This window comes from Nocardioides cavernae, from assembly GCF_016907475.1.
Taxonomy (GTDB): domain Bacteria; phylum Actinomycetota; class Actinomycetes; order Propionibacteriales; family Nocardioidaceae; genus Nocardioides; species Nocardioides cavernae.
The window spans coordinates 117,013-143,118 of the sequence record NZ_JAFBCA010000001.1 but is presented as its reverse complement, the minus strand read 5'-3'; the positions used below and the strand labels follow the sequence as shown (position 1 = coordinate 143,118).

Sequence of the window (26,106 nt, the reverse complement as noted above, 5' to 3'; positions counted from 1 at the left end):
CACCGCAGCAAGAACTTGAGGGAGCAAACACACGTGGCAAAGCTCGTCATCGTCGAGTCCCCGGCCAAGGCCCGCACCATCGGCGGCTACCTGGGCGCGGACTACGTCGTCGAGTCCTCGATCGGTCACATCCGTGACCTGCCCAACAACGCCGCGGACACCCCGGCCAAGATCAAGGACAAGCCGTGGGGCCGGCTCGCGGTCGACGTCGACAACGGGTTCGAGCCCTACTACGTCGTGCCGCGCGACAAGAAGAGCCACATCGCCAAGCTCAAGAAGCTGGTCAAGGACGCCGACGCCCTCTACCTCGCCACCGATGAGGACCGCGAGGGCGAGGCGATCGCCTGGCACCTCCTCGACGAGCTCAAGCCGCCGAAGGGCCTGCCGGTCCACCGGATGGTCTTCCACGAGATCACCAAGTCGGCGATCCTCGCCGCGGTCGAGAACCCCCGCGAGATCAACGACGACCTCGTCGAGGCCCAGGAGGCGCGCCGCATCCTCGACCGCCTCTACGGCTACGAGGTCTCCCCGGTGCTGTGGAAGAAGGTCATGTCCGGCCTCTCCGCCGGCCGCGTCCAGTCGGTCGCGACCCGGCTGGTCGTCGACAAGGAGCGCGAGCGGATGAAGTTCCGCGTCGCCTCCTACTGGGACCTCGACGCCACCTTCGACGCCGGCACGGGCCACGACCCGCGGATGTTCCCCGCCAAGCTCTACAGCCTCGACGACGTACGCGTCGCCCGCGGCGCCGACTTCGACAACACCGGCGAGCTGAAGGGCAAGGCCCAGCGCGCCCACCTCTCCCGCGCCGACGCCGAGGCGCTGGCTGCCGGCCTCAGCGACACGACGTACGACGTCCGCTCGGTCGAGTCCAAGCCCTACCGCCGCTCGCCGTACGCCCCCTTCCGCACGACCACGCTGCAGCAGGAGGCGAGCCGCAAGCTCGGGATGAGCGCCAGCGTGACGATGTCGGTCGCGCAGCGGCTCTACGAGAACGGCTTCATCACCTACATGCGTACGGACTCCACGACGCTCTCGGACGCCGCGGTGGGTGCCGCGCGCGACCAGGTGCGCGAGCTGTACGGCGCCGAGTACCTGCCCGACTCGCCGCGGACCTACGCCTCCAAGGTGAAGAACGCGCAGGAGGCGCACGAGGCGATCCGGCCGGCCGGCGAGTCGTTCCGCACCCCGGCGCAGACGGGCCTGTCCGGCGAGCAGTTCCGCCTCTACGAGCTGATCTGGATGCGCACCGTCGCCTCGCAGATGAAGGACGCCACCGGCAACTCGGTGACGATCCGCATCGGCGGCGCCGCCGCCGACGGCCGCGACGTCGTCTTCAGCGCGAGCGGTCGCACGATCACCTTCCACGGCTTCCTGAAGGCCTACGTCGAGGACATCGACGACGCCTCCAAGCGGCGCGACGACGCCGAGACCCGCCTGCCCAACCTGACCCAGGGTGCGGCGGTGTCGGCGGCCACGCTGAGCCCCGAGGGCCACGAGACCAAGCCGCCCTCGCGCTACACCGAGGCCACGCTGATCAAGGAGCTCGAGGACCGCGAGATCGGCCGCCCGTCGACCTACGCGTCGATCATCGGCACGATCCTCAACCGCGGCTACGTCTACAAGAAGGGCACCGCGCTGGTGCCGGCGTGGCTGGCGTTCTCGGTGATCCGGCTGCTCGAGGAGCACTTCCCGCGGCAGGTGTCCTACGAGTTCACCGCCGACATGGAGGACGTCCTCGACGAGATCGCGGGCGGCCGCGCCGACCGGGCCACCGAGCTCGGCGAGTTCTACTACGGCGCCGGTGACGTCGTGGGCCTCAAGACGCTGGTGACCGAGCTCGGCGAGATCGACGCCAAGGAGATGGCGACCTTCCCGATCGGGGAGGGGATCGACCTCCGTGTCGGTCGCTACGGCCCGTACGTCGAGGGTCCGGCGCCCGAGGACGGCGACGGCGCCCCGGTCCGGGCCAACGTGCCCGACGACCTGCCGCCCGACGAGCTCACCGTGGCCAAGGCCAAGGAGCTCCTGGCCAACCCGGCCGGCGAGGAGCAGGTGGTGGGCAACCACCCCGACACCGGCCTGCAGATCGTGGCCAAGAACGGCCGCTTCGGCCCCTACGTCACCGAGCTGCTGCCCGACGACGCGCCCAAGTCGGCCAAGCCGCGCACCGGCTCGCTCTTCGCGTCGATGACCCTCGACACGGTCACGCTCGAGCAGGCGGTCCGGCTCCTCGACCTGCCGCGCATCGTCGGCACCGACGAGGACGGCACCGAGATCACCGCGCAGAACGGTCGCTACGGGCCCTACCTCAAGAAGGGCACCGACTCGCGCTCGCTGACCAGCGAGGACCAGATCTTCGACATCACCCTCGACCAGGCCAAGGCGATCTACGCCCAGCCCAAGCAGCGCGGTCGCGGCGCGGCCACCCCGCCGCTCAAGGAGCTCGGCAACGACCCCGTCTCCGGCCAGCCGGTGATCGTCAAGGCCGGCCGCTTCGGCGAGTACGTCACCGACGGCGAGTACAACGCCACGCTCCGCAAGGACGACACCGTCGAGTCGATCACCCTCGAGCGCGCGGCCGAGCTGCTCGCCGAGCGTCGTGAGCGCGGCCCGGCCAAGAAGGCCGCCAAGAAGGGCGCGAAGAAGGCTCCCGCCAAGAAGACGGCGACGAAGAAGACGACCGCCAAGAAGACCGCGGCGAAGAAGACCGCCAAGAAGTCCTGACCTGCCGCCGGCCACTGCTTTCCTGCCTCCTCGTGCGGCACGTGTTCGGAGGCTGGCGCGGGTTCCACGGGCTGGTGACCGTCGTACGGACCGAACGCACCGCTCCGGCACCGGCGCGCGCCTGACGGGTCGGCCGCGACCGGCGTTGGGTCCGTCCGACCGATCGAGCGCGGGCGTAGACGCGCGGACACAACTCGGCCCCCGGGAGCTCGCGTCACGCGTGCCCCCGCGCGTGCCCGGACGTTGTGCCCGCGCGTCTCCGGCGCTGTGGGAGCCCGCCCGTAGGGTGGCCCCCGTGAGCGCAGGCGTGTTTTCGGAGACCGGCCTCTTCGTGTGCTTCGAAGGAGGCGAGGGGGCCGGCAAGTCCACCCAGTCGCGCCTGCTGCGCGACTGGCTCGTCGAGCGCGGCGAGGCCGTCCTGCTCACCTTCGAGCCCGGCGACACCTCGGTCGGCAAGGAGCTGCGGCGCATCGTCCTCGACCCGGCGACCGGTGACCTGTCCGACCGCACCGAGGCTCTGCTCTACGCCGCCGACAAGGCCGAGCACGTCGACCACGTCGTCCTGCCCGCGCTCGCGCGCGGCGAGGTCGTCATCACCGACCGCTACGTCGACTCGACGCTGGCCTACCAGGGTGCGGGCCGCACGCTCGACGTCGCGGAGGTCGAGGCCGTCGCACGCTGGGCCACCGGCGACCTCCGCCCGCACCTCACCGTCGTCCTCGACCTCGAGCCGCAGGCGGGGCTCGACCGGTTCACCGGCCGCGACCGGATCGAGGGGCAGTCGCTGGAGTTCCACCAGCGGGTCCGGCAGGGCTTCCTCGGGCTGGCCGCCGCCGACCCCGACCACTACGTCGTACTGGATGCGCGGGCCCCGATCGAGGAGATCGCCGCGGCGATCCAGCAGCGGGTCGCACCTCTCCTGGAGCGCGCGTGACCACCCCGACCAGTCCAGCGACCCGCACCGTCTGGTCCGACCTCGTCGGCCAGCGTCCGACGATAGAGGTCCTCCAGCGCGCCGCCGCAGGGGTCGGCATGACCCACGCGTGGTTGTTCACCGGGCCGCCCGGCTCCGGCCGGTCCAACGTGGCCCGCGCGTTCGCGGCTGCGCTGCAGTGCGAGCAGCGGACCGGCTGCGGCGAGTGCGAGGCGTGCCGCCTCGGCATCAAGGGCACCCACCCCGACATCACCTGGGTGAGGTCGGAGACCTCGGTGCTCTACGTCGACGACATGCGCGACCTGGTGCAGTCGGCGGCGAAGTTTCCCGCGATCGGGCGCTGGCAGATCGTGGTGATCGAGGACGCCGACCGGCTCGGCACCCCGGAGAACCCGCGCACCGGCAACGCCCTCCTCAAGGCGATCGAGGAGCCCACGCCCAAGACGCTGTGGCTGCTGTGCGCGCCGACCGTGCAGGACGTGCTCCCGACGATCCGCTCCCGCTGCCGCACCCTGACGCTCGCGACGCCCGGCACTCGCGACGTCGCGGCGTTCCTGCACAGCAACGACGGCATCTCCGAGACGATGGCCGGCTTCGCCGCGCGCGCCAGCCAGGGCCACATCGGTCGTGCCCGCGCCCTCGCCCTCGACGAGGAGACCCGCACCCGTCGGCGCGAGGTGATCAGCATCCCCGCCCGCCTGACCTCGCTGGGCTCCTGCATGACCGCGGCGACCAACCTCGCCGAGCTCGCCAAGGAGGAGACCGAGGCGATCACGGCCGACGCGGAGAGGCGCGAGCTGCAGGAGCTGCAGGCGATCTTCGGCAGCGAGCGCAAGGACACCACGAGCCGCTCCTACCGCGCCGCCCTCGCCGGGCTGGAGAAGCTGCAGAAGCAGAAGGCCAAGCGCCGCGTGCTCGACGTGATCGACCGCGCGCTGATGGACCTGGTCTCGGTCTACCGCGACGCGATCGCGCTCTCCGTCGGTGCGCCCGGGCTGCTGGTCAACGAGGAGCTGCGCGGTGACGTGCAGGTCGTCGCGCGGGCGGCCTCGCCGGAGGAGCTGCTGCGGATGATCGACGCGATCTTCACCGCGCGCGAGCAGATGCTGGAGTTCAACGTGCCGCCCCAGCTGGCGCTGGAGTCGATGACGGTCGCGCTGCGGCTGCCCGGAGGACGTTGATGAAGAAGGCAGTCGCGGTGATCGCCGTGCTCGCACTGGCACTCACCGCGTTCATCGCGGTCGGACTGGCCATCCAGGGCCCCACCCCCGGCTCGCCGGCCGCGGAGCCGACCCCGTCCCCGACCACTCCACCGCCTGCAGCGGTCACCGAGGCGCCGTCCCCCGAGCTCGCCGACCTCTACGCGCAGCGCATCGACTGGCAGCCCTGCGAGAGCGACGACGACCACGACTGCGGCTTCCTCACGGTGCCGGTCGACTACGCCGACCCGCAGGGGGAGACCATCGACCTGGCGCTGCTCCGGGTCCCCGCCAAGGGCTCGCGCGTCGGCTCCCTCGTGGTGAACCCGGGCGGTCCCGGCGCCCGCGGGACGACGTACGCCGCCGCGGGTGGGCAGATGTTCCGAGAGCCGCTGCTCGACGGCTTCGACATCGTCGGCTTCGACCCCCGCGGGGTCGGGGCCTCGGACCCTGTCGACTGCCTCAGCGACGCCGAGCTCGACGACTACCTCGGCGGTGACCCGACCCCCGACACGGCCGAGGAGCGCGCGGACTACCGCTCGACGGTGCTGTCCTTCGGCCCGGGCTGCGTCGCCGGCTCCGGCCCGGTCGTCGGCCACGTGACCACGACCGAGGCCGCCCGCGACATGGACGTGCTCCGCTCGGCGCTGGGGGAGGAGACGTTGAGCTACTTCGGCGCCTCCTACGGCACCAAGCTCGGTGCGACCTACGCCGAGCTCTTCCCCGACAAGGTGGGCCGCTTCGTCCTCGACGGCGCGGTCGACGTCTCCCTCGACGCCCGGTCGCTGGCGCTCGAGCAGGCCACCGGGTTCGAGACCGCGCTGCGGGCCTACGTGCAGAACTGCCTCGACACGACCGACAACTGCTTCCTCGGCGACACCGTCGACGAGGGCATGGCCACGATCACCGGGCTGCTCGAGTCGATCGAGGAGGAGCCCCTGCCCGCGGGCGACCGCGAGCTGACCGTCGGCAACGCGTTCTACGGCGTCATCACCCCGCTGTACAACCGCGACTACTGGTTCCTGCTCAGCACCGCGCTCGCCTCCGCGCTGGAGGGCAAGGGCTCCGCCCTGATGTCGCTGGCCGACGCCTACGCCTCGCGCAACCCCGACGGCAGCTACGCCGACAACTCGGTCGAGGCCAACTACTCGATCAACTGCCTCGACGACCCGTCGTCGGTGCCGTTCGGCAAGGTGCCGTCGCTGTACCCCGAGTTCGAGGAGGCCTCGCCGACCTTCGGCCGGATCTTCGCCTGGGGGATGGCCCTGTGCCGCGGCATCGACGTGTCGTCCAGCGAGGAGCCGCTGACGATCCGCGGCGAGGGCGCCGCGCCGATCGTGGTGCTCGGCACCAGCCGTGACCCCGCCACGCCCTTGAAGTGGGCGCAGGCCCTCTCGGCCCAGCTCGACTCCGGCGTGCTCGTCGAGCGCGACGGCGACGGCCACACCGCCTACAACGCCGGCAACGAGTGCATCGACACCCTCGTCGAGGACTACCTCCTCGATGGCGACGTGCCCGCCGACGGCACCACCTGCTGAACCGACGGGACCTTCGGCCCTACGTGGCGTCTGCAGGCGTGCCTAGCGTGGAGGCATGGCGTACGTCGACGCGCGGTGCCCGCTGCGACCGGGTGACATGTGCAGCCTGTGCGTGCCCGGAGCCACCGGCCCCGCGGACTGCCCGACCGTGGCCGAGGTGATGCGCGACCCGGCGCTCCGCGAGCGGCTGGCCGAGCTGCGCCGTGAGGCCGTCGTCGGCTGACCCGTGGTGATCAGCCCTCGAGGGCGGCGTCGAGTGTGATCTCGACCCCGGTCAGCGCCTTGCTGATCGGGCAGCCGACCTTCGCCTGGGCGGCCGCCTCCTTGAAGGCGGCGTCGTCGATGCCCCCTACCTCGCCGCGGACGGTGAGCTTGATGCCGGTCAGCTTCACGCCGCCGGCCTCCTGGTCAGGGCCGAGCGTCACGTCGGCGGTGACGTCGAGCGCGTGCACCGTCCCGCCCGCGTCGGCCGCAAGCTTGGACAGCGACATCGCGTAGCAGGCCGAGTGGGCCGCGGCGACGAGCTCCTCGGGGCTCGTGGTCCCGTCGGCGTCCTCGGCCGCGCGCTTGGGGAAGCTGACGTCGTAGGTGCCGACGCCGGAGCTGGTCAGCTCGACCTGGCCGGAGCCGTCCTGGAGTCCGCCGGTCCAGGCGGTGCGTGCGGTGCGAGTGGGCATCATGTCTCCTGACTGAGGTGAGATGTTGCGGTCACTGCCGAACCTAGCGGGTGGGCCGAACCCCCGGATTTCGGTCCGGCCCGGCGTGCTCCGTATACTCACCCGCGGTCCTTCGAGCACAGCTCGGCGGGCCACGCCGCCTTAGCTCAGTCGGTAGAGCGAGTCACTCGTAATGACTAGGTCGTCAGTTCGATTCTGACAGGCGGCTCCGACTCCCCCGGGGACCCGAGACCCTGGGGGAGTCTCTGCGTCCCGGTGAGCTGTCTCATGGTCCCCGTCCCGGGACCAGCATCTCGAGAAGCCCCGGCACACCGGGAACAACGGCACTTCGCACGGGCACCTCCGAGCGATGTGCTGGGAGCAGGTGGGAGGTGAGGTCATGAACGACATGTCGAGGGCAGAGGCGATGAGCGCCGCGCACGAGGCGAAGGACCGTGTCGGGTCGTCCCGCGGGTCCTCCGTGACGGCGATCGAGGCCGCGATGCGGCGCTACCTGAGCGCGGAGCAGTACCTGGAGGTCGCGGAGAGTGCGCGGCTCGCCACGGACGAGCAGGAGCAGGCCGGCGAGCCGGAGTGACCGACTGCGTCCCGGGATCGAGTCCGAGGCTCTCTGTTCAGGCTGACCGTGACCGGGCCGGCCGCACTGCTCGGCAAGCCGTCGGCCGACCCGACCGTCAGGTGTTGGCGCCCCGCGCGTCGACGCGCCACGTCCCATCGCCCAGGACGAGCTCGTCGGCGAGGTTGACGGTGTTGCAGACGTGGTTGGGCACGACACGTACGCGGGTGCCGCGAGGTGCGTCAAAGCCGGTCACGGTCGCGTGGTGCTCGGACAGGGCGGTGATCACGGCGTCGGGGTGGTCGAGCAGGCGTCCGTGGCCCGTGGCCCACGAGGACCGGTCGGCGCCGAGCACCTTGCTGCCGGCGTCCAGGACCACCCGGTCCGGGTAGCGACCGACGACGGTGGCGACGACCGTCAGCGCGACCTGCTCGGGTGTCGTGGCCCCCAGCTCCCACTGCTGGGCGTCGCCAAAGACGTACACACCGGGTCGGACCTCGGTGAGCACGTCGCCCCGGGCGTACTCGACGGACGGGGTCGAGCCGCCGCTGACCACCGGGCACGGGACTCCCGCCGCCACCAGGGCGTCCCGGGCGGCGCCGAGCTCACGCTGCTCGTCCGCGGCGGCGGACGCGCGGGCGTCGGGGGAGTAGGAGTGGCCGGGGAACGTGAAGACGCCGTCGACCGCGAGGCCAGCCTCGGACGCGGCGGTCGCGACGTCCACGGCGTCGCCGGCCGGTACGCCGCTGCGGTGGTGGCCGCTGTCGACCTCGATGCGGACGCGCAGCCCGCCGGCGGCGAGGGGCGCGAGCTGCCGGACAGACTCGACGGAGTCGACACCGACGGTCACCACGGACGTGCCGAGGAGGCCGCGCAGGCGTTGGGCCCGTTCGTCGTCGACCCAGAGCGGGTACGCGACGAAGAGGTCGTCGCACACCTCGGCGAAGACCTCCGCCTCGGAGACGGTCGCGACGGTGAGGCCGATCGCCCCCGCCGCGAGCTGGAGTCGCGCGACCTCGAGCGACTTGTGGGTCTTGGCGTGCGGGCGCAGGGCGAGTCCGGCGGCCTCGGCCGTCTGCTGCATCGCGTCGATGTTGCGCTCGAGGACCTCGCGGTCGATCCGGACGTGGGGTGTCGGCCTGCTCACCTCGCCATGGTGGCGCACCGAAGGGTGATCGTGACGAGCGAGGCGCCGACGGACGACCTGCCCTACTGTTCCTCGCACGCTGCTGATCGCCATGCAGAGGGAGGAACGAGGATCGTGGACGTGCTGGACGAACAGCCTCCCCGGCTCACCCCGGAGCTCGTGCGCGAGGTGCTGGAGACGCACTGGGGCATCGAGCCGGCCGACGTATCGCCGCTCTCGAGCGAGAGGGACGTCAACGTCCTCGTCGGCGACAGCCACGTCCTGAAGGTGTCGAACCCGGCCGAGTTCCGGGCGCTGGTCGACATGGAGGTCGCCGCGATGCGGCACGTGGAGGCCACGGACCCGGGCCTGCCGATCCCGCGGGTGGTGCCGTCGCGCGACGGCGCCGACGTCGTCACGATCGTCGACGACGAGGGCCGTGACTGCCTCGTGCGGCTCATCACGACCGTCCCGGGCACCCCGCTCGAGGGGCAGGTCGTCACGGAGGAACTCGCCGAGCAGGTCGGTTCGGCGACGGCTCGCACGGCCCGCGCGCTGCAGGGCTTCTTCCACCCGGCCGCCGGCAGCCGCGAGCTCGACTGGGACGTACGCGCCCTCCCGTCCGTGGCGGCGGCAGCCGGGCTCGTGGACGACGATCCGCTGCGCGCCGTCGTCGACAGGGTGACCGCAGTCCTGAGCCGACTTGCCGCGCTGCCCAGCGGGGTCCACCACGCTGACGTCACGCTGACCAACCTGCTCGCGATCGACGGTGCGATCACCGGGATCATCGACTTCGGCGACATGCACCACACGGCCGATGTCGCCGACCTCGCTGTCGCGCTCACTGCCGTGCTGCGCAACACCAGCGACACCCAGGTGTGCTCGGTGTGGGAGCTCGCGGGCGCGACCCTCCGCGGCTACCAACGCGTGCGCCCGCTGTCCCACGACGAGGTCGAGGTCCTCGGCGAGCTGGTGCTGTCGCGACTCGCGCTGAGCACGATCATCTCCCGCAGCCGCGCCGCGACCCACCTCGACAACACCGCGTACATCACCCAGTACGACGACGCCAACGCGCGTACGACGGCCGAGCTGGCGCGGCTCTCACCCGGCGAGCTGGCGCAGAGGTTGCACCGCCTGGCCGGCACCCGGGCCGCTGACCCCGGCGACGACGTCGCCGCCCGCAGGGCCGACGCGATGGGTGGCACCGTCGCGCCCCTGTTCTACGACCGGCCGCTCCAGATCGTCAGCGGCGAGGGTGCGTGGCTGACCGAGGCGTCGGGCCGAAGGTTCCTCGACGCCTACAACAACGTGGCGGTCGTCGGGCACGCCGAGCCGACCGTCGTCCGCCGCGTGAGTCGCCAGCTCGGCCGACTCAACACCCACTCGCGCTACCTGCACCCGGAGGTGGTCGAGCTCGCCGAGCGGCTGGTCGCAACCATGCCGGCCGGACTCGACACGGTGCTCTTCACGACCTCGGGCACCGAGGCCAACGAGCTGGCCTGGCGGCTGGCCACCGAGGTGACCGGCGGGACCGGCGCGCTGATCGTCGAGCACAGCTATCACGGGACGACCCGCTGGATGGCCGACCTGAGCTCCAACGAGTGGCCGCCGGGGCACCTGCCCGAGGCGGTCGGCACCTTCCGTGCACCGATCGCGGGCAGGGACCTCGGCGTCGAGGCGACGACCGCGATGGTGCGCGCCGCCGCCCAGGAAGTCGCGGCCCGCGGCCACCGTCCGGCGCTGCTGCTCGCGGACTCCGGCTTCACCAGCGAGGGCGTGCACGACGCCCCCGCGTCGTACGTCGAGGGCCTGCTCGCCGGCGCCCACGCGGAGGGCGCCCTCTACCTCGCCGACGAGGTGCAGATCGGCTACGGCCGCACGGGACCCGGCCTCTGGCGCGTCGCGCAGTCCGGTGTCGTGCCCGACCTGGTCACCCTCGGCAAGCCGATGGGCGCCGGCTACCCGATCGGTGCCGTGGTGACGCGGCGCGAGATCGTGGACCGGTTCGCCGAGCGCTGGGAGTACTTCTCGACCTTCGCCGCGACCCCGGCGGCCGCGGCCGCCGGCAACGCCGTGCTCGACGTTCTCGAGGACCGGCGGCTGCCCGAGCGCGCGCTGGTCACGGGCGCGCACCTCGCCGAGCGGTTGCGCGACCTCTCGGCTGCGACCGACGTGCTCGGTGACGTGCGCGCGATGGGGCTGGTGGCCGGCATCGACGTCGTCGACCGGCCGACGGCCCACCGGCTGCTCCAGGCCCTCGTCGCCCAGGGTGCCCTCGCCGGTCTCACCGGTCCCCGCGGCGACGTGCTGAAGGTGCGGCCGCCACTCGTCTGGGACGAGACGCACGTCGACCACTTCGTCGACAGCCTGGCGCGGGCGGTCGACGACCTCAGTGTCGCGCGCTGAGGAGCTCGCGCATCGGCACCGGCACCTCCGGCGGGCCGGGTGGCGTGCCCACGGTCGCGACTGAGACCATGGCGGTTCGCCCGACTCGGACCGGGAAGTGGACCATGCTCGACACCGACAGCCTGCGCATCTCATTCGCCCTCGAGGCTCTTGTCCTGCTGGTGCTCTTCCTCGCGATCACCTACCGGATCGGCCGGTCCGCCTACGCGGCGTGGTGGTGCGCGTCCCTCGTGGCGTTCCTCGTCGGGGCCGTGGCGTTCCTCCTCACCGGCACCGTCCACCAGTCGTGGGCGATCCCGCTGGGCAACGCCCTCATCGCCCTCGGTGTGGGTTGCGTGTGGGCGGGCGCCCGGTCCCTGCGACAGCTCTCGCTCCCGTGGCGGCTACTGCTCATCGCACCCGCCGTCGTGGCGATCGCAACGACGCTCGGTGGCCCGGGAGGCGACGTGTGGGCGGGCGGAGCGACCTTCCTCGCGGCCATGTGGATCCAGTTCGCCCTGGCGGCCCGCGAGCTCTGGCGCCTGGTGGCCGAGAGCTACGCCGCGCAGGTCGACGGCGGCTCGTACCGCGCATCGGTCTGGGCCCTCGCGGCCATGTCCAGCGGCGCGGCCGTGTTCTACCTCGGTCGCTGGATCGCGTTCTTGGCCGTCGGCCCCGCCGAGCCACCGTTCACGACGGTCTTCGGGGAGGCCGTCACCACCCTCATCACCACTGCGCTGCTGGCCACGGTGTCGTTCGGCATGTCCACCCTGAGCGAGGAGCAGCAGAAGGCGGTGCTTCGCGACGCGGCGCACCGGGACGCCCTCACCGGGCTGCTCAACCGAGCGGGCTTCGTGCACCACGCGCAGGTGGCGCTCCACGCCGGGAGGCGACACGGCACGTCGGGCTCGCTGATCATGGCCGATCTCGACCACTTCAAGCAGGTCAACGACATCCACGGTCACCAGGCAGGCGATCACGCGCTCGTCGCCTTCGCCGACTCGTGTCGCAGCGCCGTACGAGTCAGCGACGTGGTGGCTCGTCACGGCGGTGAGGAGTTCGTCCTGCTGCTCCCCGGCGCCGACTCCGACCGGGCCGACGAGGTGGCGCGTGCGATCAGCGAGGAGATGGCACGGCGGTCGCCACTCGGCGAGGTGGTGCTCCCGACGGTCAGCTTCGGCATCTCCCCGCTCGAGCCCACGTCGAGCCTCGAGCACGTGATCGAGCGCGCGGATGCGGCGCTCTACCGAGCGAAGGAAACCGGGCGGAACCGCGCGGTCCACTACGCCGGCGACCACCACGACCGGGACTGACGGTCACTCGCGAGGAGGCACGATGAGCTCGGTGGTGGTGGTCGGCTCGATCAACGTCGACATCGTGGTGCACGTGCCCGGCTTCCCCGTGCCAGGGGTGACCCTCCTCGCCGACGGCGTCGAGCGCTCGCCCGGTGGCAAGGGGGCGAACCAGGCAGTGGCGGCCGCTCGGGCCGGTGCGGCGACCCGCCTCCTGGGAGCGGTCGGCGACGACGGCGACAGCGCGCCCCAGGTCGACGCGCTGGTCGCGGCCGGAGTGGACGTGTCGGGAGTGGAGACCTGTCGTGGGCGGACCACCGGGACGGCGTTCGTGATGGTCTCCCCGTCCGGTGAGAACGCCATCGTGGTGGACGCCGGTGCCAACGGCCACCTCGACGTACGTCGTGTCGTCGCGGCGCTGTCCGACCGCGGGAGCGCGGCCCCGGACGTCGTGCTCCTGCAGTCGGAGGTCGGGGCCGCGGTGGTCGACGCCGCTGCCGCAGCGGCGTGCGAGAGAGGGATCCGGGTGGTCGTCAACAACGGCCCCTGGCTGCCCCTCGCGGCGGCGACGCTCGAGGCGGCGAACCCCCTCGTGGTCAACGAGCACGAGGCGGTCGAGGCCTGCGACGGGTCAGGAGCAGAGGGCGCGGACCTGGCTGATGCCGTACGCCGGCGACACGGCTGCAGGTCGGTGGTGGTCACCCGCGGCGCCGGGGGAGCGTCGATCAGCGGCGCGGAGGCGACCGCCCGGCTCGCCGCGCCGACGGTGGATCTCGTCGTCGACACGACGGGTGCCGGGGACGCCTTCGTCGGGACGCTCGCTGCCGTGCTGGCACAGGGCCTCAGCCTGAGGCGGGCGGTCGAGGAGGGACAGCACGCAGGTGCAGCAGTGGTGGCCCGCCCGGGAGCACGCGGCGACCGGTGAGCTCCTGGCCTCACGCCCACCGCGGATGGCCGTGCATCGCGTGGGTACTGTGCCCGGAGGCGTCGGGGTCGGGCGACACGCGGCTGCCCGGTCGAGCACGCCGGGCGGGCGGAGAGCATGGAGCCGCTGCCGGCGAGCGCTGAAGCGTTGGAGCTGCTGGCGGTCTCCGGTGACGAGGACCTCGGCGCGAGGGCCGCGTGGGTAGCTGAGACCCTCGCCGAGGTCGTACCGCAGGCCGACGCCGTGGCCATCTGGTTCGCCGACGAGGACCTCACTCTGGTCCTCGTCGACCCGCTGGCCGAGGTGTCGCGCCGCGTCGTCGATCCAGTGATGCGGTCCAGCCTCGCGCTGCGACTGGCAACGTCGACCAGGGTGATCTCGGTGGTCACGATCTACTCCGAGCGCGTCGACGTGTTCGCCGGCCGGGTCTCCGCCGTCGAACGCGCTGTCGGGGCCGTGTGGGGCGCCTCGGTGGTGGACGGCGACCTCGCGTTCGATGCCCTCCAGAGCGCCGAGCTCGCACCGGCCCAGCTTCGGGCCCGCCTGGTCATCGACACCGCCGTCGGGTTGCTGGTGGGAACCCGAGGGCTCAGCATCGACGAGGCCGAGGACTGGCTCGACCACGTGTCCCGGACCGGCGGCCACACAGCCCTCGAGGTGGCGACCCAGGTCCTCGCCGCCCGCTCCTGGCCGGACGGGGCATAGGCCCGAAGCCGCCCCGACGCGGTTCTTGCGACAGCGGCTAGGTCCTGGTCGATGGATGTGCGCCGATCGAGCTGTGAGCCCAGCTCGCAAGGAACTTGATCGCCTCGAATGACGTGGTGGCGGGCTCCACGGTGTACGTGACGAGCGTGAGGCCGGGGTCACCGGGCAGGAGGAGCGCCTCGCCGGTGAGCTCGAGCTCACCGGCGACGGGGTGGTGCATCTTCTTGGTGGAGGTTCGGTGCAGCTTGACGTTGTGGCTGGCCCACCAGGTGCGGAAGTCCTCGCTGCGCGTCGAGAGCTCGCCGACGAGGTCGGTGAGCTGGCGGTCGTAGGGATTGCGGCCAGCTTCGATGCGGAGGGCCGCGACTGAGTCCTTGGCGACGGACGCCCACTCGACGTAGAAGTCGCGGGCCCGGGGGTCGAGGAACATGTACCTGGCGAGGTTGGACCGGCCTTCGGTCGGGTCCGGCAGGTCCGGCATGAGTGCGCGACCGAGGCGGTTCATGCCGAGTAGGTCCATCCGGTCGTTCCGGACGTAGGCGGGGGCGTCGATGGAGTCGAGGATGCGTTGCACGCCGACCCTCAGGTGCTGCTTGGGGGCTGCGCGGCGGGCTCGCCCGCCCGCGTTCGCCGTGCGGGCGAGGTCGAGCAGGTGGGTGCGTTCGGCTTCGTCGAGGTGGAGGGCGCCCGCGACGGCGTCGAGGACGGAGTCGGAGACGCCGCTGAGGCTCCCGCGCTCGAGCTTGGTGTAGTAGTCGGTGCTGACACCTGCGAGCAGGGCGACCTCCTCCCGGCGCAGCCCGGACACACGACGATTGGTGCCGTAGAGCGGTAGCCCGGCCTGGTCGGGGGTGATGCGGGAACGGCGCGAGGTGAGGAAGTCGCGCACCTCCGCGCGGTTGTCCATGCGCTTGTCCGCGCCTCCGGTGGGATCAGCCATGCCACGACCGTACGTCGGTCGGCGGCGTGCCTGGGAGGGTCTGGTGGTACCCCGAACGACCGTCACTGCCACGCACGACGAGAACGCGGTTTCCTCGTTGCATGCCGTCCGCCACCCACTCCGTCACGATCCCCGAGCTGTCCGACCGCGCGCCAGACGCAGTCGCGGAAGGGCGCGCGCCGTCCACTGTCCGACTCGACCACCTGGCTCCGCTCGGCGTGGCGATGCTGGGTTTCTTCGTCGTGGCGCTCGACGCACAGATCGTCAACGTCGCCCTGCCCGACATCAGCGCCAGCCTCGGCGGTGGCCTGTCGGGCCTGCAGTGGGTGGTGACGGGTTACACGCTGACGTTCTCGTCGCTCCTGCTGTTCTCCGGCACGCTGTCGGACCGTGTGGGCGCCCGTCACGGCTACGGCCTCGGGATGGGCATCTTCGTCCTCGCCTCGGTCGCCTGCGGGTTCGCGCCCTCACTCCCCGCGCTGGTGGCGGCCAGGGTCGCCCAAGGTGTCGGGGCGGCACTGATCACCCCCACGTCCCTGGCCCTGGTGCGCGAGGCGTACGAGGACTCCCGACAGCGGGCACGGGCGATCGCGTACTGGGCCCTCGGCGGGTCCGTCGCCGCGGCGGCCGGCCCGGTCCTCGGCGGGGTGCTGACCGAGATCGACTGGCGCATCATCTTCTACCTCAACCTCCCTGTCGGCCTGCTCGCGCTGGCACTCCTGTCACGGGTCCCGGCATCTCCGCGCACGGCGAACCCCTTCGACGCGGTCGGACAGGCCACGGCACTGGTGGCACTGGTCGGGCTCACCTACGCCGTCATCGAGGGCGGCGGCCGCTCCTACCACGACGCCGACGTGGTCGCCGCGTTCGGCGTGGCCGCCCTCGGGGCGATCGGGTTCGCGGTCTCGCAGGCCCGCGGACGGCACCCGATGGTGCCGCTCGACCTGTTCCGTACACGGCCCGTGGCCATCTCGCTGGCAGCTGCCTTCCTCACGATGGCCGCCTTCTACGGCGTGGTCTTCGTGCAGAGCCTGTACTTCCAGCAGGTCCGCGGTGCCTCGCCACTCGAGACCGGGCTGCTGTTCCTCCCGATGACCGGACTGGTCGCCGCCCTGAACCCCACCGCAGCGAAGGTCGCGCTCCGCTTCGGCTCCCGCGTGCCGATCATCGGCGGGCAGGTCCTGATGGTCGTCGGGCTCCTCGGACTGGCGCTCGCTCCCGCGGACCTGCCGCTGTGGGCGGTCGCGGCGCTCATGGTGCCGGTCGGAGTCGGCGGTTCGTTCACCGTCCCGCCGCTGACGTCGCTGCTCCTGGAGTCCGTCCCGGCACCCCGGGCAGGCACCGCCAGCGGCGTCCTGAACACCGCGCGCCAGGTCGGCGGGTCCATGGGTGTGGCCGCGGCCGGCGCCGTGATCGCCCACCTGGCCGGGTTCATGGACGGGCTGCGCGTCAGCCTCGTCGCCTTGGCGGCCCTGGTCGCCGTCACCACCGCCCTCAGCCTGCTGCTGCCCCACGGGAAGGACCTCTCCTCGTGAACCTCCACCTCCCTCGCCCCGAGATCCGACGCCGAACCGTGCTGCGCGGAGGCCTGCTCGGCGGCACGCTGGCGATGGCTTGCGCACAGGCCGCCTGTGCGACCGACACCGCCCCGGACCCGTCAGGGTCGACGACCACCGGCCCGGCCGGCCCGACGACGAGCGCCAGCCCGCCGTCTCCGTCCCCGAGCTCCGGGAGCGCGCGCGTCCTGGTCGTCTACTACTCGCGACCCGGCGAGAACTACTACTACGGCGACCGCATCGACCTCGAGGTCGGCAACACGCAGGTCCTGGCCGGCGTCATCGGCAACCGACTCGACGACCTGGGTGTGGAGCACGACGTGCACCGCCTCGAGGCCGCCAACCCCTACCCGGACGACTACGACGCGACCGTCGCCCGCAACAGCGACGAACAGGACGCCGACGCACGCCCCGGGCTGGCCAACCCGCTCGACTCGGTCGAGGGGTACGACGCCGTCCTGACCGGCAGTCCCATCTGGAACATTCGCCCGCCGATGCTGATGCGCACGTTCGCCGAGGCCCACGACTTTACCGCGACAACCGTCCACCCGTTCGTCACGTATGCCGTCAGCGGTCTTGGTACTGCCGAGGACGCGTACGCCGCCGCCTGCCCCGGGGCCGACATCGGCGCCGGCCTCGCCGTCCGCGGCGAGACAGTGCGCGAGGACGCACCGGCAGCCGTGGCCGACTGGCTCGACCAGATGAACCTCCCCGGTCGTCGTTCCTGATCAGCAGGCGAAGGGGGTTGCGACAGCCACTCCCACCACGACGACCACCTGCCTACCGTCGAGAGGAGGCAGGCACCACGACCCTCGAACACCTCAAGAGCTCATGGAGATGACGACATGGAACACCTGAAGCTGAACAACGGCGTCGAGATGCCCGCACTGGGGCTCGGCGTCTTCCAGACCCCACCGGACGAGACCCGCGCAGCCGTCGAGGCCGCACTGGGCACCGGCTACCGGCACATCGACACCGCGGCGGCGTACGGCAACGAGCGCGAGGTCGGCGAAGCCATCCACGCCTCCGGGGTCGACCGCGACGAGGTGTTCGTCGAGACGAAGATCTGGATCAGCGACTACGGCTACGAGGAGACGCTGCACGGCTTCGAGAAGAGCGCCGGCAAGCTGGGCGTCGACCAGCTCGACCTGCTGATCCTCCACCAGGCGCTCCCGTCGGCGTTCGACAGGACCCTCGAGGCCTATCGCGCGCTGGAAGAGCTGCTGGAGCAGGGCAAGGTCCGGGCCATCGGCGTCAGCAACTTCATGGTCGACCACCTCACCCGGCTGCTCGACACGGCGAGGGTCGTGCCGGCCGTCAACCAAATCGAGGTCCACCCCTACTTCCAGCAGCGTCAGGTGCAGGCCTTCGGCGCCGAGCACGGCATCCTCACCCAGGCCTGGTCGCCGATCGGCGGCATCACGTTCTACCGCGACGGCAGCCACGGCAGCACCCTGGAGGACCCCGTCATCGGCGCCATCGCCGAGGCGCACGGCAAGTCGCCGGCCCAGGTGATGCTGCGCTGGCACCTGCAGGAGGGCCGCTCGGTCATCCCGAAGTCGACCAAGGCCCACCGCATCGCCGAGAACTTCGACGTCTTCGACGTCGACCTGACCGCCGACGAGCTGGCCGCCGTCGACGCGCTCGACACCGACCAGCGCGGCGGACCCGAGCCCGAAGACATCACCCTCGAGGCGTTCGGCCGCGCCATCCCGGAGGCCTGAGCGATGACCAGCACCGCCAGCACCACCGCACGGGTCGCCGTCGTCACCGGCGCCTCCTCGGGAATCGGCGAAGCCACAGCGCGGGCGCTCGCGGCCGACGGATACCGGGTCGCGCTGCTCGCCCGCCGCGCCGACCGGATCAAGGCGCTGGCCGAGGACCTCGACAACGGCTCCATCGCCATCACCGCCGACGTCACCGACCGGGACAGCCTCGTCGCGGCCGCGCAGCGGGTCGCGGACGACCTCGGTGGCGCCGACGTGCTCGTCAACAACGCCGGGGTCATGCTCCTCGGCCCGTTCGCCGCCGACCAGCGCGCCGACTACCGGCACATGGTGGAGGTCAACCTGCTCGGTGCGATCACCGCCACCGAGGTGTTCCTCGACCAGCTCAAGGCCCGCGCCGGCGAGCGCGGTACGGACATCATCAACATCTCCTCGGTGGCCGGCCGGACAGCTCGGGCCGGCAACGGCGTGTACGCCGCGACCAAGTGGGGCGTCAACGGGTGGTCCGAGTCGCTGCGCCAGGAGCTCCTGCCCGACGTACGCGTCACGCTGGTCGAGCCCGGCGTGGTGGCCACCGAGCTGCCCGACCACATCACCCACGGCGAGACCCGCAAGGGCGTCCAGGAGCTGTACGACCACGCCGAGGTCACCGCCGCGGACGTCGCCGAGGTCATCGCGTTCGCCCTCAGCCGTCCGCGCCACCTCGCCATCAACGAGATCCTGCTCCGCCCCGCCGGGCAGGCCTGAACCACCACACGACCAGCGACACGAGAGGACCACCGAGCATGAGCACACGCGTACTGGGCCAAGGCCTGCAGGTCTCCGCCCCCGGGCTGGGGTGCATGGGCATGAGCCAGTCGTTCGGCCCACGTCCGCCGCACGACGAGATGATCACCTTCCTCCGAGCCGCCGTCGACCGCGGAGTCACCTTCTTCGACACCGCCGAGGTCTACGGTCCGTTCCACAACGAGGAGCTCGTGGGCGAGGCCCTCCAGCCGGTCCGCGACCAGGTCGTGATCGCCACCAAGTTCGGGTTCGACCTCGATGCGGACGGCAACCAGGTCGGTGTCACCAGCCGACCGGAAAGGATCCGTGCGGCTGTCGACGGCTCGCTGCGCCGGCTGCGCACCGACACCATCGACCTCCTCTACCAGCACCGGGTCGACCCCGACGTCCCCATCGAGGACGTCGCCGGCACGGTCAAGGAGCTCATCGAGGCCGGCAAGGTCCGTCACTTCGGTCTGTCCGAGGCCGGGGTCGGCACGATCCGCCGGGCCCACGCCGTGCAGCCGGTGACGGCGTTGCAGAGCGAGTACTCCCTCTTCTGGCGCGAGCCCGAGGACGAGATCCTCCCCGCGTTGGAGGAGCTCGGGATCGGCTTCGTCCCGTTCAGCCCGCTGGGTCGCGGCTTCCTCACCGGTCAGGTCACCTCTGCCACCGAGTTCGGTGAGGGCGACATCCGGGCCACGCTGCCGCGGTTCGAGCGCGAGGCGCTGGCGGCGAACCTCGCCCTGGTCGACCGGATCACCGCCGTCGCCGGGCGGAAGGACGCCACCATCGGCCAGGTGGCCCTCGCCTGGCTGCTCGCCCAGCAGCCGTGGATCGTGCCCATCCCAGGCACGAGGCGGCTCGAGCGACTCGACGAGAACCTCGGCTCCGCCGACCTCGAGCTGACCGCCGGGGACCTCGAGGAGCTGAACGACGCGTCGACGTCTGTGCAGGTCCAGGGCGACCGATACCCCGAGGCCATGCAACGCATGATCGACCGCTGAAGTCCCACAAGACCGAGCGGACTCCTGACCTCAGGAAGGAGTGGAGGCGCGCACGCTCGGGACCGGGCGCGTCAGCCCCGGGTCGAGCGACGCGCGACGAGCTCGGGGGTGAAGACGACCTGCTGGTGCCGGTGGTCGGGGTCCTCGGCCTCGTCGAGCACCAGCTCGGCGGCGCGGCGGCCGAGCTCCTGGCGCGGCTGGCGCACCGAGGTGAGCGGCACGGCAGCGGCAGCGGCGTACTCGATGTCGTCGTAGCCGACGATGGCCAGGTCGCCCGGCACCGTGAGGCCGGCGGTGCTGAGCTGCTGGAGCAGGCCGAGTGCCAGCAGGTCGTTGGCGCAGAACGCCGCGGTCGGGCGTCGGCTGCTCGCGATCCCCATCACCCGCTCGCCCGCCGAGCGTCCCTCGGCGACGGTGAGGGCCTCGGTGCCGACCACGACCAGCTGGTCCTCGGGCAGACCGGCGGCGACCCAGGCCTCGCGGGCGCCCGCGAGGCGGTCGCGCACCTGCCCGATCGTCTCGGGGCCGCCGATGAACGCGACCCGGGTGTGCCCGGCCTCCACGAGGTGCTCGACGGCCAGCCGCCCGCCGAGGACGTCGTCGACCGCGACGGAGCAGAACTGGTCGTCGTCGCGCGTGCGGTCCACGATCACCAGCGGCGTGCCGTTGCGGCGTACGTCGTCCAGCACGGCCGCGTTCGGGTCGACCGGAGTGACGAGGATCCCCTGCACCCGCTGCTCCACGAGGTGCGCCAGGTAGTCGCCCTCGCGGGAGGCCCGGTTGTCGGAGTGGCACAGGAAGAGCGAGAGGCCGGCCGACTCGGCCGCGAGCTCCGCGCCCTGCGCGACGTCGGTGAAGAAGGGGTTGCGGGCGTCGAGCAGGACGTAGGCCAGCGTGCGGCTCCGCCCGGCGCGCAGCTGGCGCGCGGACTCGTTCCGGACGAACCCGAGGTCGCGCATGGCCTGCTCGACCTTCGCCCGGGTGGCGGGGGAGACCCGCTCGGGCCGGTTGAGGACGTTGCTCACGGTGCCGAGCGACACGTGGGCGAGCGCAGCGACGTCCTTGACCGACGAGGCCTTCGCCACGACAGCCCCCTCTCGCATCGCCGTCGTCACGAGGGTCGCGCCGGGCGTTGAAACGATTGTCGACCCGGAGCGTACGCCATCGCGGCCCCGGGCGTGGCGAGCCGGCGCTGACCCACAAATGACCCGTGGTGACGGTTGACAGGTGTGACGACCCTCACCTACCGTTTCATTGAAACCTTTCAAACCAAGGAGCCACATGCTTGCCAGCAACGCCGCCGCACCGGTGCTCGAGCTGCGCGACGTCTCCAAGTCGTTCGGGCCCGTGGTCGCCCTGCGCTCCGGCAGCCTGCGCGTCGAGGCGGGCTCGATCCACGCCCTGGTCGGGGAGAACGGCGCCGGCAAGTCGACGCTGGTCAAGGTCGTCGCCGGCGTGCACCGTCGCGACTCCGGCACCTTCGAGCTCGGCGGCGAGCCCGTCGACTTCTCCTCCACCGCCGAGTCCAAGAAGTCGGGCGTCGCGGTGATCTACCAGGAGCCGACGCTCTTCCCCGACCTCTCGGTCACCGAGAACATCTTCATGGGCCGTCAGATCCTCGCCGCCGGCCGGCGCATCGACCGCCCGGCGATGTACGCCGAGGCGGAGCGGCTCTTCGACCGGCTCGGTGTGCGGATCGACCCCCGCCGTCCGGCCGAGGGCCTCTCGATCGCCGACCAGCAGATCATCGAGATCGCCAAGGCCATCTCGCTCGACGCCCGGCTGCTCGTGATGGACGAGCCGACCGCCGCGCTGAGCGGCGTCGAGGTCGACCGGCTGTTCGCCGTCGCCCGCAGCCTGCGCGACGAGGGACGTGCCCTCGTCTTCATCTCCCACCGCTTCGACGAGGTCTTCGACCTCGCCGACACCGTCACCGTCATGCGCGACGGCTCCTACATCGACACGAAGACGATCGCCGACACCACGCCGTCCGAGCTGGTCTCCCTGATGGTCGGCCGCGACGTCGACGACCTGTTCCCCAAGGTGGCTGCCGAGATCGGCGAGCCGGTCCTGCAGGTGCGCGGCCTCAGCCGCGCCGGCGTCTTCCACGACATCGACCTCGAGGTCCGCGCCGGCGAGATCGTCGGACTGGCCGGCCTGGTCGGCGCCGGGCGCAGCGAGGTCGCCCGGGCGGTGTTCGGCGTCGACTCCTACGACTCCGGGTCGGTCTCGGTGTCCGGCAGGCCGGTGAAGGCCAAGGCCCCCCGCTCCGCGATCCGCGACGGCATGGCGTTCATCCCCGAGGACCGCCGCAAGCAGGGCCTCGTCATCGACTCCTCGGTCACCCGCAACGTCGCCGGGGTCATCCGGCGCAGCATCGCGAAGGCCGGGCTGCTGACCTCCTCCATGGAGAACCGGGCCGCCGGCCCCTGGGCCGGACGCCTGGAGGTGAAGACCAGCGCGCTGGACATGACCGCGGCGACGATGAGCGGCGGCAACCAGCAGAAGGTCGTCATCGCCAAGTGGCTGGCCACCCATCCCAAGCTGCTGATCATCGACGAGCCCACCCGGGGCATCGACGTCGGCACCAAGGCCGAGGTGCACCGGCTGCTCTCCGAGCTCGCCGGGCAGGGCCTCGCGATCCTGATGATCTCCTCCGAGCTCCCCGAGGTCCTCGGCATGGCCGACCGCGTCGTCGTCCTGTGCGAGGGCCGGATCACCGCCGAGCTCGACCGCGCCGACGCCACCCCCGAGGCCGTCATGCACGCCGCCACCCACCACCTGGAGACCGCGCGATGAGCCACACCGACATCGAGCGCCCGGACTCGAGCCACGACGACTCCCACACCGAGGTGTCCGCGAGCGAGGCGCTGCTCGTCGAGCCGAGCCGGCTCTCGCCCACCCGCCGCGCGCTGACGACCGTGCTCCGCTCGCGCGAGCTGTCGATCTTCCTCGTGCTGGTCGCCGTCGTCGTGCTCGCCACCACGAAGAACAACGCCTTCCTGTTCAGCAGCGACGGTTGGCGCAACTTCCTGCTCAACCCGTCGATCCTCCTGCTGCTCGCCGTCGGCCAGGCGGTCGTGATCATCACCCGCAACGTCGACCTCTCCGTCGGCTCGGTGATGGCGCTGACCGCCTACCTCACCGGCCGGCTGTTCATCGAGCAGCCGAACATCCCGATCGTCGCGGTGCTGGCGGCCTGCCTGCTCCTCGGCGCGGTCCTCGGCCTCGTCAACGGCGTGCTGGTGGCGTACGGCGGTGTGCCCGCGCTGGTCATCACGCTCGGCACGCTCTACATCTACCGCGGCATCATGCTCACCTGGGCCGGCAGCGACCGGATCAACGCCGGCGACCTGCCCCGCGAGTTCCTCCAGCTCGGCACCCGCTCGGTGCTCGGCGTGCCCCTGCTCACGATCCTCGCGCTCGTCGTCCTGGCGATCGTCGGCTACTACCTCTACACCGCCCGCGGTGGTCGCGAGCTCTACGCGATCGGCTCCGACCCGGACGCAGCGGTCCTCTACGGACTGCCCGTACGCCGCCGCCTGCTCGCGGCGTTCGTCCTGAGCGGCGCGCTGGCGGGTCTCGCCGGCGCCCTCTACACCGCCCGCTACGGCACCGTGAGCTCGAGCGTCGGCCTGGGCATCGAGCTGCAGGCCGTCGCCGCGGCGGTCATCGGCGGTGTCGCGATCTTCGGCGGCAGCGGCACCGTGTGGGGCGCGGCGATCGGCGCCTTCCTGCTCGTCACCATCAACCGGGCGCTGCCCAGCCTCGGCATCGAGGACTTCTGGCAGCGCGCCGTCGTCGGCGCCCTGATCCTCGGCGCGATCGTGCTCGACCGCGTCCTCGCCGTCAGACAGGCCCGCAAGCTCGCCGAATCGAGGGACCACTCATGACGACCACCCAGTCCCCGGCCGCCCCGGCTGCGCCGACCCGCACGTACGCCGACTACTCGGCGCCGCTGTGGCGGCGCTGGCTCCTGACCCGCGAGATGGCCGTCATCGCCCTGACCGTCGCGGTCTTCGTCTACGCGACGATCAACGTCGACAACTTCGACGGCCCGCTGACCGTGAAGTTCCTCCTCCAGGACATCGCCCCCATCCTGCTGATCGCCCTGCCGATGACGCTGATCATCATCACCGGCGAGATCGACCTCTCGGTCGCCAGCATCATGGGACTGAGCAGCGTGCTGCTCGGCGTCTTCCACGACAGCGGCATGTCGATCCCGGCCGCCGCGGTCCTCGCCCTGCTGGCCGGGCTGGCGTGCGGCGCTCTCAACGGCTTCCTCATCGCCTACGTCGGACTGCCGTCGCTCGCCGTCACCATCGGCACGCTGGCGCTCTTCCGCGGCATCGCTGTCGGGCTGCTCGGCACGACTGCCATCACCGAGTTCACCGACAAGTGGTCCGACCTCGCGACCAACACGATCGGCGAGTCGCGGATCCCGCTGGTGATGATCCCCTTCGCGGTGCTGACCATCGCCTTCGTCGTGCTGCTGCACTTCTCCACCTTCGGGCGCGGCATCTACGAGATCGGGCTCAACGACGAGGCGGCCCACTTCACCGGCGTCAACGTCGCCCGGACCAAGTTCATCCTCTTCGTCCTCTCGGGCGTGGTGTCCGCCTTCGCCGGCATCTACTTCACCCTGCGCTACGGATCGGCCCGCGGCGACAACGCCACCGGCTACGAGCTCCAGGTGATCGCCGCGGTCCTCCTCGGCGGCGTCTCGATCTTCGGCGGCCGCGGCCGGCTGCACGGTGTGCTCGCCGGCGTCGTGCTGATCGGCGTCATCTCCAGCGCCCTGCGCCTGGAGAGCGTGACGGTCAACGTCACCAACATCATCGTCGGCCTGCTGCTCGTGGCCTCGGTGATCCTCCCCAGCGTCCTTGCGTGGACCTCGTCGAGGTTGCCCCGCAAGGCAGCGACTCCTCCGGAGTCGAGCTCCACCCCGAACGCCGCATCCGCCGGCGTCTAGGAACCCGAAAGGCAGAACCGACATGAAGTTCCACACCCGGCGGCCGATCGCTCTGGCTGCGATCATCCTCACCGCCTCCGCGGCGCTCACCGCGTGCGGCAGCGACGACGGCGGCGACAGCGGCTCCGACAGCGGCAGCGACGGCGGCGGCGAGCTCAGCATGACGATGCTGCCGAAGAACCTCGGCAACCCCTACTTCGACACCAGCACCGCCGGCGCCGAGGCAGCAGCCGAGGACCTCGGTATCGAGATCGAGGAGGTCGGCCCCGAGACCGCCAGCCCCGACGCCCAGGTGTCCTACATCAACACCGTCGCCCAGCAGGGCAAGGACGCCCTGATCCTGTCGGCCAACGACCCCGAGGCCCTGTGCGACGCGATCGACGAGGCCCGCAGCGCCGACGTCAAGGTCATCACCTTCGACGCCGACACCAACCCTGACTGCCGCGACCTGTTCATCAACCAGGCCACCGCCGAGGGCATCGCCGCCAAGCAGCTCGAGCTGATCTCCGAGCAGATCGGCGGCAAGGGCGAGATCGCCATCCTCTCCGCCGCCGCCAACGCGACCAACCAGAACGCGTGGATCGACATGATGGAGAAGGAGCTCGCCGACAACCCCGACTACGCCGACATCGAGCTCGTCGACACGGTCTACGGCGACGACGACGACCAGAAGTCCTTCGACCAGACCGAGGCGCTGCTGCAGAACCACCCCGACCTCAAGGGCATCATCTCGCCCACCACGGTCGGGATCGCGGCCGCGGCCCGCTACCTGTCGGACTCCTCCTCCAAGGGCAAGGTCGCGCTGACCGGCCTGGGCACCCCCAACCAGATGCGTGAGTACGTCGAGAACGGCACCGTCGAGTCCTTCGCGCTGTGGAACCCGAGCGACCTCGGCGCCCTGGCCACCTACGCCGCGGCCGCCCTGGCCAACGGCGACATCTCGGGCGAGGAGGGTGACTCCTTCGAGGCCGGTGACCTCGGCGAGTTCGAGGTCGGCGCCGACGGCGTCGTCCTGCTCGGTGAGCCGTTCACCTTCGACGCCGACAACATCGGCGACTTCGACTTCTGAGTCGAACCA

23 protein-coding genes and 1 tRNA gene are annotated in these 26,106 nt (G+C 71.4%); 20 read left to right on the top strand and 4 right to left on the bottom strand.

From position 1 onward, the window contains the following. The first annotated feature begins 33 nt into the window (after positions 1–33). From topA to JOD65_RS00705, 5 genes are all read left to right on the top strand, one after another. Positions 34–2,724, top strand: coding sequence for a type I DNA topoisomerase (gene topA / locus JOD65_RS00725; protein WP_191194225.1), 2,691 nt, complete (start codon positions 34–36; stop codon positions 2,722–2,724). Between the two features lie 295 nt (positions 2,725–3,019). Continuing rightward, entirely contained in the window at positions 3,020–3,658 is a 639-nt protein-coding gene (gene tmk / locus JOD65_RS00720; RefSeq protein ID WP_307820866.1) for a dTMP kinase, read from the top strand. Further along, the gene (locus JOD65_RS00715; protein ID WP_191194227.1) at positions 3,655–4,839 is read left to right on the top strand and encodes a DNA polymerase III subunit delta'; all 1,185 of its coding nucleotides are present in this window, start codon (positions 3,655–3,657) and stop codon (positions 4,837–4,839) included. The genes tmk and JOD65_RS00715 overlap by 4 nt, the downstream gene beginning before the upstream one ends. Beyond that, positions 4,839–6,395: an alpha/beta hydrolase gene (locus tag JOD65_RS00710; protein WP_191194228.1), complete on the top strand. Its 1,557-nt coding sequence runs from the start codon at positions 4,839–4,841 to the stop codon at positions 6,393–6,395. The genes JOD65_RS00715 and JOD65_RS00710 overlap by 1 nt, the downstream gene beginning before the upstream one ends. Positions 6,396–6,450: 55 nt before the next feature. Next, positions 6,451–6,618, top strand: a complete 168-nt coding sequence (locus JOD65_RS00705; protein ID WP_191194229.1) for a DUF6767 domain-containing protein — start codon at positions 6,451–6,453, stop codon at positions 6,616–6,618. A gap of 10 nt (positions 6,619–6,628) precedes the next feature. Here JOD65_RS00705 and JOD65_RS00700 read toward each other — a convergent pair whose 3' ends face one another. After that, positions 6,629–7,072: an OsmC family peroxiredoxin gene (locus JOD65_RS00700; protein ID WP_191194230.1), complete on the bottom strand. Its 444-nt coding sequence runs from the start codon at positions 7,070–7,072 to the stop codon at positions 6,629–6,631. Between the two features lie 135 nt (positions 7,073–7,207). Here JOD65_RS00700 and JOD65_RS00695 point away from each other — a divergent pair. Further along, a tRNA-Thr gene (locus tag JOD65_RS00695) sits at positions 7,208–7,280 on the top strand. 171 nt (positions 7,281–7,451) lie between these two features. Then, on the top strand, positions 7,452–7,649 hold the full coding sequence (locus JOD65_RS00690; protein WP_191194231.1) for a hypothetical protein: 198 nt from the start codon (positions 7,452–7,454) through the stop codon (positions 7,647–7,649). 97 nt (positions 7,650–7,746) lie between these two features. Here the strand turns inward: JOD65_RS00690 and JOD65_RS00685 are convergent, their stop codons facing one another. Further along, positions 7,747–8,775: an alanine racemase gene (locus JOD65_RS00685; protein WP_307820865.1), complete on the bottom strand. Its 1,029-nt coding sequence runs from the start codon at positions 8,773–8,775 to the stop codon at positions 7,747–7,749. 120 nt (positions 8,776–8,895) lie between these two features. Here JOD65_RS00685 and JOD65_RS00680 point away from each other — a divergent pair, with 120 nt between their 5' ends. From JOD65_RS00680 to JOD65_RS00665, 4 genes are all read left to right on the top strand, one after another. After that, positions 8,896–11,160 (top strand): aminotransferase class III-fold pyridoxal phosphate-dependent enzyme, encoded by a 2,265-nt coding sequence (locus JOD65_RS00680; protein ID WP_191194233.1) that lies wholly within the window; start codon positions 8,896–8,898, stop codon positions 11,158–11,160. A 104-nt stretch (positions 11,161–11,264) separates the two neighbouring features. Then, a complete protein-coding gene (locus JOD65_RS00675; RefSeq protein ID WP_191194234.1) occupies positions 11,265–12,452 on the top strand; it encodes a GGDEF domain-containing protein in 1,188 nt (395 codons plus the stop codon). A 22-nt stretch (positions 12,453–12,474) separates the two neighbouring features. Beyond that, complete coding sequence (locus JOD65_RS00670) at positions 12,475–13,356, top strand: PfkB family carbohydrate kinase (RefSeq protein WP_191194235.1); 882 nt, start codon at positions 12,475–12,477, stop codon at positions 13,354–13,356. 117 nt (positions 13,357–13,473) lie between these two features. Then, positions 13,474–14,061, top strand: coding sequence for an ANTAR domain-containing protein (locus JOD65_RS00665; protein WP_191194236.1), 588 nt, complete (start codon positions 13,474–13,476; stop codon positions 14,059–14,061). Positions 14,062–14,098: 37 nt separating this feature from the next. On the opposite strand, the gene JOD65_RS00660 is transcribed toward JOD65_RS00665, so the two are convergent. Beyond that, positions 14,099–15,001 carry a helix-turn-helix transcriptional regulator gene (locus JOD65_RS00660; protein WP_224747151.1) on the bottom strand — a complete coding sequence of 301 codons (903 nt, stop codon included), beginning with the start codon at positions 14,999–15,001 and terminating at the stop codon, positions 14,099–14,101. 101 nt (positions 15,002–15,102) lie between these two features. On the opposite strand from JOD65_RS00660, the gene JOD65_RS00655 reads away from it, so the two are divergent. The 5 genes from JOD65_RS00655 (at position 15,103) to JOD65_RS00635 (ending at position 20,056) form a co-directional block, all read left to right on the top strand. Next, positions 15,103–16,536: an MFS transporter gene (locus tag JOD65_RS00655; protein WP_191194237.1), complete on the top strand. Its 1,434-nt coding sequence runs from the start codon at positions 15,103–15,105 to the stop codon at positions 16,534–16,536. Beyond that, complete coding sequence (locus JOD65_RS00650; protein ID WP_307820863.1) at positions 16,533–17,285, top strand: flavodoxin; 753 nt, start codon at positions 16,533–16,535, stop codon at positions 17,283–17,285. The genes JOD65_RS00655 and JOD65_RS00650 overlap by 4 nt, the downstream gene beginning before the upstream one ends. Before the next feature lie 117 nt (positions 17,286–17,402). Next, positions 17,403–18,281 (top strand): aldo/keto reductase, encoded by an 879-nt coding sequence (locus JOD65_RS00645; protein ID WP_191194238.1) that lies wholly within the window; start codon positions 17,403–17,405, stop codon positions 18,279–18,281. Positions 18,282–18,284: 3 nt separating this feature from the next. Continuing rightward, on the top strand, positions 18,285–19,031 hold the full coding sequence (locus tag JOD65_RS00640) for an SDR family oxidoreductase (protein WP_191194239.1): 747 nt from the start codon (positions 18,285–18,287) through the stop codon (positions 19,029–19,031). A 38-nt stretch (positions 19,032–19,069) separates the two neighbouring features. Then, complete coding sequence (locus JOD65_RS00635) at positions 19,070–20,056, top strand: aldo/keto reductase (RefSeq protein ID WP_191194240.1); 987 nt, start codon at positions 19,070–19,072, stop codon at positions 20,054–20,056. A 71-nt stretch (positions 20,057–20,127) separates the two neighbouring features. Here the strand turns inward: JOD65_RS00635 and JOD65_RS00630 are convergent, their stop codons facing one another. Next, positions 20,128–21,141, bottom strand: coding sequence for a LacI family DNA-binding transcriptional regulator (locus JOD65_RS00630; protein WP_307820862.1), 1,014 nt, complete (start codon positions 21,139–21,141; stop codon positions 20,128–20,130). Positions 21,142–21,337: 196 nt separating this feature from the next. Between JOD65_RS00630 and JOD65_RS00625 the strand changes: the two genes are divergently transcribed. From JOD65_RS00625 to rhaS, 4 genes are read left to right on the top strand one after another with little or no spacing between them, the layout of a single operon-like run. Then, a complete protein-coding gene (locus JOD65_RS00625) occupies positions 21,338–22,855 on the top strand; it encodes a sugar ABC transporter ATP-binding protein (RefSeq protein WP_191194242.1) in 1,518 nt (505 codons plus the stop codon). Then, on the top strand, positions 22,852–23,949 hold the full coding sequence (locus JOD65_RS00620) for an ABC transporter permease (RefSeq protein ID WP_191194243.1): 1,098 nt from the start codon (positions 22,852–22,854) through the stop codon (positions 23,947–23,949). Before JOD65_RS00625 ends, JOD65_RS00620 begins: the two co-directional genes overlap by 4 nt. After that, a complete protein-coding gene (locus JOD65_RS00615; protein ID WP_191194244.1) occupies positions 23,946–25,028 on the top strand; it encodes an ABC transporter permease in 1,083 nt (360 codons plus the stop codon). The genes JOD65_RS00620 and JOD65_RS00615 overlap by 4 nt, the downstream gene beginning before the upstream one ends. Positions 25,029–25,050: 22 nt before the next feature. Continuing rightward, positions 25,051–26,097: a rhamnose ABC transporter substrate-binding protein gene (gene rhaS, locus JOD65_RS00610; RefSeq protein WP_191194245.1), complete on the top strand. Its 1,047-nt coding sequence runs from the start codon at positions 25,051–25,053 to the stop codon at positions 26,095–26,097. Positions 26,098–26,106: the final 9 nt, after the last annotated feature.